This window comes from Pseudomonas sp. WPR_5_2 (assembly GCF_003634475.1).
Taxonomy (GTDB): Bacteria; Pseudomonadota; Gammaproteobacteria; order Pseudomonadales; family Pseudomonadaceae; genus Aquipseudomonas; species Aquipseudomonas izuensis.
Window position 1 is genome coordinate 76,320 of record NZ_RBLA01000005.1, and the last position, 13,102, is coordinate 89,421.

Consider the following 13,102-nt stretch of genomic DNA (forward strand, 5'->3'; position numbering starts at 1 on the left):
AGAATCCTACGTGTCCGTGTTGTTGCTTTGCGCTTCCTGCGCGACGTCCATGTGAAGTAGATTAGCCGTGGATCCAATCTGCATCTATGGGAGAACAGCAGCACGTCATGTAAGAGAATGCTTACATGACGTGACAGGGTCAGAACTGCGCTGCGTCGAGCAGGAACAGCGACTCGCTTCCGGCTTTGACCGATGCGCTCAGCGAGTGAATCCGCGGCAACAGGCGGGCGAAATAGAACCGCGCCGTGCCCAGTTTGCTGGCGTAGAAATCGTCCTGCGCTTCCTTGCCCAAAGCCGCCTTGGACATCAGCGCCCACATGTAGGCGTAGGCCACGTAACCGAAGGTTTGCAGGTACTCGACCGACGCCGCACCGATTTCGTTCGGGTTGGTCTTCGCCCGGTCCAGCAACCAGGCCGTCAGTTCGTCAAGGGTGGTCACGGCATCGTTGAGCGGCTTGGTGAACTCCGCCAGTTCAGCGCTGGCGGTTGCGGTGAAGTGTCGAATCTCGTCGGCGAACAGCTTGTAGAACGCCCCGCCGCTGCCGACGATCTTGCGCCCCACCAAGTCCAGCGCCTGAATGCCGTTGGTGCCTTCGTAGATCTGGGTGATGCGCACGTCGCGCACCAGTTGTTCCTGGCCCCATTCACGGATGTAGCCGTGACCGCCGAATACCTGTTGGCCGTGAATCGTGGTTTCCAGGCCGAGGTCGGTCAGGAAGGCCTTGGCCACCGGGGTCAACAGCGCCACCAGGTCTTCGGCGCGCTTGCGCGTCGCGGTGTCTTCGCTGAACTTGGCGGTGTCCAGTTGCATGGCAACGTACGTCGAGAACGCCCGGCCGCCTTCGTTCGAGGCCTTCATGGTCAGCAGCATGCGGCGCACGTCCGGATGGACGATGATCGGGTCGGCCACTTTGTCCTTGTTCTGCGCGCCGGTCGGCGAACGGCTTTGCAGACGATCACGGGCGTATTCGACGGCGTTCTGGTAAGAGCGCTCGCCACTGGCCAGGCCCTGGATACCGACGCCCAGACGCTCGTAGTTCATCATGGTGAACATCGCCGCCAGGCCCTTGTTCGGCTCGCCGACCAGATAGCCCACGGCTTCGTCGAAGTTCATCACACAGGTGGCGGAGGCCTGGATGCCCATCTTGTGTTCGATCGAACCACAGTTCGCCGGATTACGTGCACCCAGGCTGCCATCGGCATTGACCAGGAACTTCGGCACCAGGAACAGCGAAATGCCTTTCGGCCCCGCCGGGGCGTCCGGCAGCTTGGCCAGCACCAGGTGAATGATGTTTTCGGTCAGGTCGTGTTCGCCGCCGGTGATGAAGATCTTGGTGCCGCTGACCTTGTAGGAACCATCGGCCTGAGGCTCGGCCTTGGTGCGGATGATGCCCAGGTCGGTGCCGGCGTGCGGCTCGGTCAGGCACATGGAGCCGGCCCAGACACCGGCGTACATGTTCGGCAGGTACGCCGCTTTCAGTTCTTCGCTGGCATGGGCGTTGATCGACAGACAGGCACCGGCGGTCAGCATTGGGTACAGGCCGAACGACAGGCTCGCGGAGTTGACCATCTCTTCGACCTGGGCCGAAACCGCCTTGGGCATGCCCATGCCACCGTAGGCCGGATCGCCACCGACGCCGACCCAACCGCCTTCAGCGTAGGTCTGATAAGCCTGTGGGAAACCCGCTGGGGTGGTGACGGCACCGTCCGCCCAATGGCAACCTTCCTCGTCAGCCGCGCGGCTCAGGGGTGCAATACTTTTGCTGGTGACCTTGCCGGCTTCTTCAAGAATGGCTTCGACCGTTTCAGCATCGACGGTATCGGCCAGCGCCGGCAGCTCGGCCCAGAGTTTGGCGACCTCGAACACTTCATTGAGGACGAAGCGCATATCGCGCAGGGGCGCTTTGTAGTCAGCCATGGCAAACCTCGCAAGATCTTAAGCAGGTGATTCACAGGGATAGTGTATTCAATGGGTCGGAGTGTACCCCAACAACTTTTGCGACACATAGGGTCGACACATGACCGTTTTGTAATTTTTAGTCATCGACATGTGCGAGGGTGAAAGGATGAAACTGTAGGAGCGAGCTCGCTCGCGAAAAACCCGATGGCGCCGCTGGGCACCTGATTTTACGCGTTTTCGTTCACGACCATCGCGAGCAGAGCTCGCTCCTACAGGGGGAGGCGTCAGAGCGAAAACAATTCCGCCGGCAATTGCATCAGGCAATCACTCCCTGCCTCGATCGCCGCCCGATGCGCGGCCGTACGCGGCAACAACCGTTTGAAGTAAAACTCGCTGGTTGCCAGTTTGCCCCGGCAGAAATCGGCATCACCGCTTCCGTCCTCCAACCGTGCCTGCGCCACCAACGCCATGCGCAACCACAAATAACCGAGAATGATGTAGCCGCTGTACATCAGGTAATCCACCGATGCGGCCCCAACCTCATCCGGATTTTTCATCGCTGCCATGCCGACCCGGGCCGTCAACTCGCCCCATTGCCGATTCAGCTCATTGAGTTGGGCCACATAGACGGCCAACTGCGGATGCCCGGCGTTCGCCATGCAGAATTTGTGGACGATTTTGGTAAAGCCACGCAGCAGTTTGCCCTGGCTGCCAAGGACTTTTCGTCCGAGCAGGTCCAGGGCCTGAATGCCGTTGGTGCCTTCATAAATCGGTGCAATCCGGCAGTCACGAACCAGCTGCTCCATGCCCCATTCACGAATGAAACCATGGCCACCGAACACCTGCATGCCATGGTTAGTTACTTCCAGGCCGGTTTCGGTCATGAACGCCTTGCAGATCGGCGTCAGGAACGCCAGCAAGTCTTCGGCCTCCTGACGCGCCGCTTCATCCGTGCTCAAGTGCGCAACATCCAGCAATTGCGCAGTGAAATAGGTCAATGCGCGATTGCCTTCGTTGAAGGCCTTCATGGTCAGCAACATCCGCCGAACGTCGGGATGAACGATGATCGGGTCGGCCGCCTGTTCCGGCGCTTTCGGGCCGGTCAGCGCGCGCATCTGCAAGCGCTCGTTGGCGTACTTGATCGCACCCTGGAAACTGGCCTCGCCCAGACACAACCCCTGCATGCCGGTGCCCAGGCGTGCGTGGTTCATCATGGTGAACATGCAGTTCAGGCCCTTGTTCGCTTCACCGATCAAATAGCCCTTGGCCCCGTCGAAGTTCAACACGCAGGTGGCCGAAGCCTTGATGCCCATTTTGTGTTCGATGGCGCCACAGGACACGCCATTGCGCTCCCCTGCCTCGCCCGCGGTATCGGGCAGGAACTTGGGTACGATGAACAGTGAAATCCCTTTGGTGCCGGACGGTGCATCCGGCAGCTTGGCCAGCACCAGGTGAATGATGTTGTCGCTCATATCGTGTTCACCGGCAGAGATGAAGATCTTGCTGCCGGTGATTGCATAACTGCCGTCGGATTCGGGGACGGCACGGGTCTTGATGAGGCCCAGATCAGTGCCGCAGTGGGCTTCCGTGAGGCACATGGTGCCAGTCCACTGGCCCGCGGTGAGTTTGCTCAGGTAGGTCTGTTTCTGTTCTTCGGTGCCATGGGCATGGATCGCCGACATGGCGCCGTGGGTCAGGCCCGGGTACATGCCCCAGGAAGTGTTGCTGGAGGCTACCATTTCGCTGATGACCAGCCCCAGGGAACTGGGCAAACCCTGCCCGCCATACGCCGGATCGGCTGCCAGTCCGTGCCAGCCGCCTTCCACGTATTGTGCGAACGCCTGCTTGAAGCCTGTAGGCGTCGTCACCACGCCATTGTCGAAATGGCAGCCTTCTTCGTCACCGCTGCGATTGAGGGGTGCCAGCACGTTCTCACAGAATTTCGCGCCTTCTTCGAGGATCGCGTTGATCATGTCCGGGCTGGCGTCATGGGCTCCCAGCGTCGCGTAGTTGCTGTGAAAATCGAAGACGTGGTCGATCAGAAAGCGCATATCGCGCAGAGGAGCTTTGTACTTGGGCATGGTCATTCTCCGGCGGCAGATTTCATCAACCTACTGCCGGCAACCACGCCTCACAATCACAGTCCAGACGCTGAATGCGTCATCATCACTCAACCGTAGCGGCTTCCCTGCGCACGGCGCCACGGCGGTTCTGCCCGAAGGCCACGACGCAGTTACGCCCGGCGCCCTTGGCGCTGTAGAGCGCCTGGTCGGCGGACTTGAGCACTTCTTCGGGAGTGCGTTGCTCAACCCTTTCGGCGACGCCGATGCTGACGGTGACCGACACACTCGAAGCGCTGGAACCGGAACGACGCTGACGCCCCTGGCTATCATCCTGCGGACGGCTGTCCTGATTGCGAAGATGAATGTTGTAGCTGGCGATGGATTCGCGGATCACTTCCAGGTGCGGCAGGCACTCTTCGAGCGTCTTGCCTGCAAACACCAGGGCGAATTCCTCGCCGCCGTAGCGATACGCCTTACCGCCGCCACTGATTTTCGACAGTTTGCTGGCCACCAGTCGCAACACCTGGTCACCAACATCGTGGCCGTGGGTATCGTTGAATTTCTTGAAGTGGTCGACGTCGCTCATGGCCAACACGTAGTTGCGCCCCAGACGCTGCATGCGCTCGTTCAAGGCGCGACGGCCCGGCAGCCCGGTCAACTCGTCGCGGAAGGCCATTTGATAAGCCTCATGGGCAACGGCGGCAGCGATCATCAACATCACCTGACTGCACATGATGTTCAGGGTGAACGGCAGAATGAAGGTTTTCGGCAACATCCAGAACAACCCGAGCAAACCCACCAGTTGCGCGGCATGCAGCGGTCTGGGGTTACGCCAGTACTGCCAGGCCAACAACAGGAATGAGCCGATGAACACCGGGTACGACAGCTGGATCAGGCTCATCCAGGCGCCATGCAAGGCTGGCCAGCGGATCTCCGACAGCCAAATCAACAACGCCTGCGGATAACTTTGTTCCAGCCCCAGCGCCACGCTGCCTACCGCCAGCAACACGGCGAAACGCGCCACCATGTCCTGGAACAGATGCGTTCGCTCCTGCCACGCGGCGAACACGCCAAACAGCAACGGCAATAGAAGGCAACACAAATGGAAGACCACGGCAGCGTCCTCACGCACCTTGCCGTTGTCGCGGTAGTAGTCGGTCTGGGTGTCGAGCAGGAAGTAAGCGATGTACACCGTGACCATCAGAAACAGCTCACGCTGACGTCGGTAAACCGCGCAGTAAGCTCCACCGAGCAGCAGCACCAGGGTCGGCAGCACGTTAAATAGCGAGGTGAAGAAGACGTTCAGATCCTTGACGTACGCAGCCGCAAGCCCCGCCAGTAACAGCAGCAATGACGGCAGGAAATGACTGAAACGTACAGCGGAAGAACGCGGCAAGGGTAAAAGCTCCGACCGTCATAGCGATTGATGGCACTGTGCCCACCACTTTAACGGCAGCCCCCTCGATTTGCTGAGTGAAATACTGAGGTATTTGTAAAAGGGCGTCACTGGCGTCCATCAGCCACCAGTGACGCAAGGGGAAAACCTGTTACAGGTCGTTGTTGAACGGTTGCAATGGCCCTTCCATACGTGTGCGACCTTCGGCACCGACCGGTCTGAGCTGGAATTCGGCGTCCTGCGCCTGCCGGGTAGTGATCTTCGGACTGGCCGGTTTTTGCCCGACCGAGTTTTCATCACCTTTTTCGCCCTGAGGCAGTACCAGCGAAGGATGGTCAAACGGCGCCCGTTCCCACGCAACCCGAGGATCGGTCAGGCCGACTTCCATGAATTTGACCAATGCATCCACTTCATCCGGGGTCAGGTTCAGCGGGGTCATGTCCGGATCGAGGTTTGAGCCGTTGTGCTGATTGACCGCCGGATGCTCGAAGCCGCTGGTGTTGCTGGCATCTTCGCCACGCCGGTCGCCGCCGCGGTTGTAGAACTCCATCACTTGTTGCAGCGTTGCGCGACTGCCGTTGTGGAAGTACGGCCCGGTCAACGCGATGTTGCGCAAGGTTGGCGTCTTGAAGGCACCATCGACCGCGTCGCGGAAACCGACACTGGGCTTGAGCGTCGGATCACAAGGAATCGCCGGGCTCAAAGGCGCTTCGAAGGTGCACACATCGACTTCCAGCGGGTCAGGGATCTGGCCGCCCTGGAGCACGGTGTTGTACTCGCGAGTGAAGGACAACGGATTGCCCCAGGCATCCGAGCCACCGACTGCCAGGTCTTCCGAGGTTGGACGCACCCCGGTGTTGTAGAAGCCGTTGTCATAGAGCGTGGTCAGGTTGTCGGCCATGACCATGCGTTCGATACGTTCCCGAGGATGGAACAGCAACCGGCTGCCGGCGTTGGTCAATTCCGCACCGCCGTGGCAACTGATGCACTTGCCCTTGCCCAGGAACAGGTTCATGCCCTGGACCTGCTGGTCGTTCATGGCCGTATGATCGCCCAGCAAGTAGGCATCCAGCGGCGCTTGATCCGAGATCAGCGTGGACTCATACATCTGAATCGCCAGTCCGAAGAACAGCGGGAAGTTCGCTTCCATCTGGGTGTACGGCGCACCGCCCAGCGAGACCTGCTGCGTGGCATTCCACAGGCGTGGCTGGAAGGCGTTCTTGATCAGCTCGCGGTAGGTCGGCCGGCGGGCGCCGGACACTGGCCCCAATACCGAATCGGTGGACGCGATCCGTTGCCCTTTGAGCATCAAGGTGTCAAGCATGCGCCGGCCAATGTCGGCGAAGGTACGTCCGCCGCAGGACATTTCCACCGGGCTGCCGGGCGGGCCTACCGCCTGCGAGGCGGCGGAGGCATCTTTGAGCGCCAGCCTGACTTTGGTCGCCACGCCACTGCGATCGCTGGTCACGAAGATCCCGGCATCCGGGTCGCGATTGCCGAATGGAGAGAAGCCGTTGAAGATGTTATTCGCCCGGCCATCCCAGAAATTGCGCACGTTGAACGCGGCGTTGATCACCGTGGGCGCGTTGCGCCCGGTGGCGCGGCGCACGTTGATGCCGCCCACCTGGAAGATACCATCGGGTTGCTGAATGCACTTGTCGAAACGCGCCTGACGGGGCTTGACGAAGTTGGCGTCGAACACGCCTTGTGACCCGATCACATCGTCAGTCGAATAGACAATCGCCGAATTGCGATCCAGCGGATTAGCCAGCACATGGGTCGGGAAGTCGTTTTTCTTCAGCAGGTAATTCGGACCGCCCTTGCCTCCCGATTTGGTGGTGTAGCTCGGCACGTCGCCTGGAATGCCCGAGGCGATGAACGGCTTGTTGAAGATCGACGAGACGTTCGCGTTGGTGTTGGCCTGCCCTGGGTTGATCTGGTTGGTGGTGCGGTGATCCACACCCGCGTGGAAGTGGCAGGACGCACAAGCGGTGGAACCGTCGCTGCCGATCTCCATATCCCAGAACAGTGCCTTGCCCAGGAGCACCGCCGCCGAGCGATTGACCACATAGTCGGTCATCAGGTCGACCTTGCGCCCGCCCTCGGTACCCGAAGGATCAGGTGGCACCATACCGCGCAGCGGTTGCAGGCTGGGTACATCGGGTACCACCGGCGGATTGGCTACGGGCGCATCAGCGGCAAAAGCGCTCATGACCGGCAGGCTGATGGCAAGTAAACCGCCCGCCACCACACTAACCATGTGATGGCTTCGAAAGATGCTCAAGCACTTAACCATGATGACATTCTCGATTCAGTACGGAGTAGCCAGGCTCCGGGGTTGACCTGTTGCGAGATGAACTCATCGCCATGAACTTTTCTGCCCGCACGCGTATTCACGCCAACTTTAAGTTGACCGACGCGGGACAAGGCAAGGCTGGCAAAGTACTCTCTTGGCTCAGGCTTATCTTCAACAATTTTCTATCGCACTGCGAAGAGCGCTTGATCCCACTTTAGCTGTAACAAAAGATTTCAACAGCAAAAATTCAATATTTTTTTATCTCTCTCTGCACACTCTAAAACACGGCAAAAAGACACTACGGTGCTGTCCTCAATATTGGTGCAGCTTTCCCCCAATACTGGGGAATTCTCCCCAGTCGTCAGAATCGCCCTCCCAATAAAAATCAAAATACCCCAGCATTCATTGGACCAGACAGGGAAAATCTGCGCTTCCGCCAAACTGGCAGAGTAATTGCTATTTCATCAACAAGAGCTAAACTAGCAACAAGCAGCTCTATTAGCCTATTAATAAAACAGAAAATATAAACACCCACCAAATCTAAAAACTCACTCGTGCACAAGTTGCACTGCGTGAGCTATTGTCGTGACTTTATATATTAACAATTCAAACTTCTATTTCTTCCATCCCGCAAAAACACCGATTGTCATAAGTCCGACTTTCGAGTACTAATAAGCAACCCTTCTCATTCATTTAACCCTGAGACATTTCACCGAAGAACTGTCCGACTAAAAAACACGCCCAAAAAAGGGTATATATCCCCCCCTACTTTGGTGTTATGCACATCGATATAGTTACATAGAAAACGACTAATACCCGCGCAGCCCGCATTTTCCGCGGGCTGCCGATTGTCTGTGCCAAATCGGGCACGACTACTGCTTTGCACCCTTCAGGCTCAGGGAAATTTCTCTGACGTTTGTGTCTTGGGCAGGCCAGCACAACGCAGCTTGAATATGCCTGGAAGGTAAATGTGATCAGGGGCCAAGGTACCAGCTCACATTTGTTCATCTCTCCGGCTCGAGCCCAACGACCGTTGTTCCGCTCTTTTTTTGCACCGACCTTAGTGCATCAGCGAGTCGGTGGGTCGCTAGATCAGAAATCGGCCTGGCAAAACCTCGGAGACAATCATGAGACTATGCGCCAAAACAAAAGCACATGTTGAACCGCCGCTCCACATGCGAACCCAGGGTGTCATCGGCCGTACTGCACTGATCGCCAGTGCGATCGCCCTTGCACTGGCCCTCGGCGTAACCGGCGCGGCATGGGCCAAAAATGGGGTTGGTGGCGGTGGCGGCGGGACCGCCAAGCCACCCACCAAGGGGGCGGTGGCGCCATTCGCCACCCCCACACTGCCTGATCCCGTCTTCGCTGATGCTACTGCGATTCACGGCTTCGACATCACGGGCTTTATCCAGAACATGACGGTAGATTCCCCCGCCGAAACCTGCCCAGGGGCTACTGTCCCAGTGGAGCGCAGTGGCGGCAAAATTATGGTCAATGGCACGACCATTACCGTCCCTTGCAACATGATCATCCAGATGCCGGCCAATACCCTGAGTTGGCGCGATTTCGTCAACGGTGGAGCATTGGGGCTCAACAGTACCCGTGCCTACCCATCGTTCGAGATCCACGTGGTGGGCAATACCGTCAATGGCAAACAAATCGCCGGGTTGATCGATGTCTCTCAACAGACAACCCAGACAGGCAGCGGCTACATCAGCCGGATCGACCTGGACACTGGCAATATCGAAGTGACCAGCACCAACTCGCCGCAGCCCACGATACTGCAAATCAACGACCCGAATGGACGCTTCGGCCGAGTCCGGACCGCAGACCCGCGCTTCTCCGTGGATGATGCCAACCCGACCATTCACGCAGCCACCGGCTTTCCCATGTGTGTGCCACGTGGCGCCGATGACGCATTGTGCCCGCAGAAAAACCGGCCACTGGCCAAGACACCGACCACGACCAATAACTGCCGCAATTTCAGCCAGGCCGGTGTCAGTCCGCTGCCGGCCAGCGGCGAATTGAGCCCACCTGCGCTGGGCCAGGTGTATTGCAGCCAGTTCATCATGAAAGGACCAACCGACGCGACAAGGCTCCCGACGGATCCTGATCCGCGCCAGCAAGCACCTTTCGAAGTCGGCGATTTCATCAGTTATTCCGGCACCCTGTTCAAGTCGCCAACATCCGGAAATCCGGACTTCATCTCTGCCCACACCATCGAAGCCAACGTCGGTATCTACACGCAGCCCGGTACGCAGCCCAGCTACCTGTCCATCGGCGAATTCGGCATCGGCAGCGCCGATCCGAACCCAACAGCCGTCAGCGGCGTGGCGCAGGAAACCCAGGACCGGTTGTTCCTTGAGACATCGACAACCGACATCCTGACGCCGGTGGATATTTACCTTATCGATGTGGACAACAACGGCGTGGAACATAACCGTTGGGTAACACCCTATGAGATGACCGGTGAATGCAATCCTGCACTGACCCTGGCACCGACTTGCCGTGGTGTTTCGGGCGGCATTACCACCCAGAACACCGGTGCTCAACCACAGCGTGCCAGGTTGCGGGCAAGCAAGGCGCCAACCGGACTTCTCAGCCAGCCGACCCGGACGCTGCGGGTGATGGCGCGCTCAATGTGCCCTCCGGACCCGTCGAGTCTCTCGCAGGCCCTTGTAGACAACTGCCTCAAAAGTCAGCCTGCAGTGGCCAATGGGCTGATCGCGGGGCAATACGTAGCCCCGGTGTTCGAATTCATCTTTCCGGAGAACGTCAAGCCGGGCGACCCTGTCGTTCCTAATGACTTCTGGCACCTTCCGTTCATTCGCAATGGCGAAGGTTCCGCCACCCCGGCGGGTGCTGGACCACTGGCCCCCACCCCATGGTGAGCAATGCCTGACGATGGCGCAAAAAAAACCGCCGCTCCCAAAGGAGCGGCGGTTTTTTTGAAGAACTGCGTTAAGCCTTAGTAGCCCAGCGCGAAGTCTTCTTCTTTCATGTCCATCAGGTTATTGGCGCCCGACAGCATGGTTGCAACGTGAGTGCGGGTACGCGGCAGGATGCGCTGGAAGTAGAAGCGCGCTGTCTGCAGCTTGGCGGTGTAGAACGCCTCTTCGGATGTGCCGGCAGCCAGTTTCTCGGCAGCCAGACGCGCCATGTCGGCCCAGAAGTAGGCCAGGCAGGCATAACCGGAATACATCAGGTAGTCCACCGAGGCCGCGCCGACTTCTTCGCGATCCTTCATGGCGGCCATACCGACCTTCATGGTCAGTTCGCCCCATTCCTTGTTCAGTGCAGCCAGCGGTGCAACGAATTCCTTGACCGCTTCGTTGCCTTCGTTGGTCTGGCAGAACTTGTGCACGATCTTGGTGAAGCCTTTCAGAGCCTCGCCTTGAGTCATCAGCACTTTACGGCCCAGCAGGTCGAGTGCCTGGATACCAGTGGTGCCTTCGTACAGCATGGAAATGCGGCTGTCGCGAACGTTCTGCTCCATGCCCCACTCGGCGATGAAACCGTGGCCACCATAGATCTGCACGCCGTGGTTAGCCGATTCGAAACCGACTTCGGTCATGAAGGCTTTGGCGATTGGGGTCATGAAAGCCAGCAGTGCGTCGGCTTTCTTCTTCTCTTCTTCGTCCACGCCGTACTTGACGATGTCGACCTGCTTGGCGGTGAAGTAAACCATTGCGCGGTTGCCTTCGGCGAACGCTTTCATGGTCAACAGCATGCGGCGAACATCCGGATGCACGATGATCGGGTCAGCGGCTTTGTCCGGCGCTTTCGGGCCAGTCAGCGAGCGCATTTGCAGGCGATCGCGAGCGTATTTCAGGCCGCCCTGGAAGCCGATTTCGGCGTGGGCCAGGCCTTGCAGCGCAGTCCCCAGACGTGCGGTGTTCATGAAGGTGAACATGCAGTTCAGGCCTTTGTTCGCCGGGCCGATCAGGAAACCGGTCGCGCCGTCGAAGTTCATCACGCAGGTGGCGTTGCCGTGGATACCCATCTTGTGTTCCAGGGAACCACAGGCCACCGCGTTACGCGTACCCACCGAACCGTCTGCGTTCGGCAGGAACTTCGGCACGATGAACAGCGAAATGCCTTTGGTACCGGCCGGTGCATCCGGCAGGCGGGCCAGCACGATGTGAACGATGTTGTCGGCCATGTCGTGTTCACCGGCCGAGATGAAGATCTTGGTGCCGGAGACTTTGTAGGAACCGTCAGCCTGAGGCTCGGCCTTGGTGCGCAGCATGCCCAGGTCGGTACCGCAGTGAGGTTCGGTCAGGCACATGGTGCCGGTCCATTCGCCGGACACCAGTTTGGTCAGGTAAGCCTCTTGCTGCTCAGGCGTACCGTGCTCGGAGATGGTGTTCATCGCGCCGTGCGACAGGCCCGGGTACATGCCCCACGACCAGTTGGATTCACCGACCATTTCGCTGATGGCCAGGCCCAGGGATTCCGGCAGGCCTTGACCGCCGTGCTCAACGTCGTGAGCCAGGCTTGGCCAGCCGCCTTCGACGAATTGCTTGTAGGCCTCTTTGAAGCCAGTCGGGGTTTTAACGCCGGACTCGCTCCAGGTGCAGCCTTCGAGGTCGCCCACGCGGTTCAGCGGAGCCAGCACCTGCTCACAAAACTTGGCGCCTTCTTCGAGAATGGCGTCAACCATGTCCGGAGTGGCGTCCGCGCAAGCCGGAAGGCTCTGATAGTGCGCTTCGTAACCAAGCAGTTCGTCACGAACGAAGCGAATATCACGCAAGGGGGCCTTGTAGTCAGGCATAGCGATAAACCTCTGCTGATGTAACCGTGAATGAACGACCGCGTGGATTTGTTGTGGCGGTCAAACAGTTGTTTGAAACATACGTTTACGCCTAAATCTTGTCAAGCGTCGATCTTTTGCCGCTCGTCATCGCCTGGCTCGATTCAGGACGCGCGAAGGCTCGGCGCCGTTGCTCGAAGCAACACGCAGTGTAGGAAAGAATAGTTTGCGTAGAAGGACTTACGCAGAAAAACGCCGCGAATGATCGCGGCGTCAGCGGTGCGGGTTCAGCGAAGAATCAGGCAAAGGTATCGATCAACGTACCGAGCATTTCATCGGAGGCTTTGGCGACCTTGGCGCCCAGCTCTACCTGAAATTTACCCTGGTCCATTTCCACCAGGTTGCTGGTCAGGTCTGATTGCTGGCTGCGATCGACCGAACGCAAGCGATCGGCTTGAGCCTCGGAAGACTGGCTGGTGACCGAACGCTCGATCGTAGTGTTGGCGATCTGCCCGGCGGCTTGATCGACACGGTTCTGCCCTGTCTGAATAGTGCTCAGACCGGCATAAAAAGCGGTGTTTCCTGAGATTTCCATGGGAGAACTCGTCCTTGCAAAGGATCAACAGCGGCCATTGAAGCAGACGCGTGGGCAAAACACCCGACAAAAACACTAATGGCACAGTGCCTTGTC

At 58.6% G+C, this 13,102-nt stretch carries 7 protein-coding genes; 1 reads left to right on the forward strand and 6 read right to left on the reverse strand.

Features of this window, described 5'->3' with window-relative positions; all coding sequences use genetic code 11:
• Positions 1-139: 139 nt before the first annotated feature.
• The 4 genes from BJ917_RS18740 to BJ917_RS18755 all read right to left on the reverse strand — a co-directional run bounded on the left by BJ917_RS18740 (position 140) and on the right by BJ917_RS18755 (position 7,655).
• Entirely contained in the window at positions 140-1,918 is a 1,779-nt protein-coding gene (locus tag BJ917_RS18740) for an acyl-CoA dehydrogenase C-terminal domain-containing protein (RefSeq protein ID WP_121104056.1), read from the reverse strand.
• Between the two features lie 266 nt (positions 1,919-2,184).
• The gene (locus BJ917_RS18745) at positions 2,185-3,981 is read right to left on the reverse strand and encodes an acyl-CoA dehydrogenase C-terminal domain-containing protein (protein WP_121104057.1); all 1,797 of its coding nucleotides are present in this window, start codon (positions 3,979-3,981) and stop codon (positions 2,185-2,187) included.
• Between the two features lie 85 nt (positions 3,982-4,066).
• Entirely contained in the window at positions 4,067-5,359 is a 1,293-nt protein-coding gene (locus BJ917_RS18750; protein ID WP_121104058.1) for a GGDEF domain-containing protein, read from the reverse strand.
• 151 nt (positions 5,360-5,510) lie between these two features.
• Positions 5,511-7,655: a cytochrome-c peroxidase gene (locus tag BJ917_RS18755; RefSeq protein ID WP_177435600.1), complete on the reverse strand. Its 2,145-nt coding sequence runs from the start codon at positions 7,653-7,655 to the stop codon at positions 5,511-5,513.
• Positions 7,656-8,830: 1,175 nt separating this feature from the next.
• Between BJ917_RS18755 and BJ917_RS18760 the strand changes: the two genes are divergently transcribed.
• Positions 8,831-10,549, forward strand: a complete 1,719-nt coding sequence (locus BJ917_RS18760; protein WP_121104060.1) for a hypothetical protein — start codon at positions 8,831-8,833, stop codon at positions 10,547-10,549.
• A gap of 77 nt (positions 10,550-10,626) precedes the next feature.
• Here BJ917_RS18760 and BJ917_RS18765 read toward each other — a convergent pair whose 3' ends face one another.
• Together BJ917_RS18765 and BJ917_RS18770 are read right to left on the reverse strand one after the other, a co-directional pair.
• Positions 10,627-12,432 (reverse strand): phenylacyl-CoA dehydrogenase, encoded by a 1,806-nt coding sequence (locus BJ917_RS18765; RefSeq protein ID WP_096514631.1) that lies wholly within the window; start codon positions 12,430-12,432, stop codon positions 10,627-10,629.
• Positions 12,433-12,709: 277 nt separating this feature from the next.
• Positions 12,710-13,006, reverse strand: a complete 297-nt coding sequence (locus tag BJ917_RS18770) for a pyrroloquinoline quinone biosynthesis protein PqqE (protein ID WP_096514629.1) — start codon at positions 13,004-13,006, stop codon at positions 12,710-12,712.
• Between the last annotated feature and the right edge of the window lie 96 nt (positions 13,007-13,102).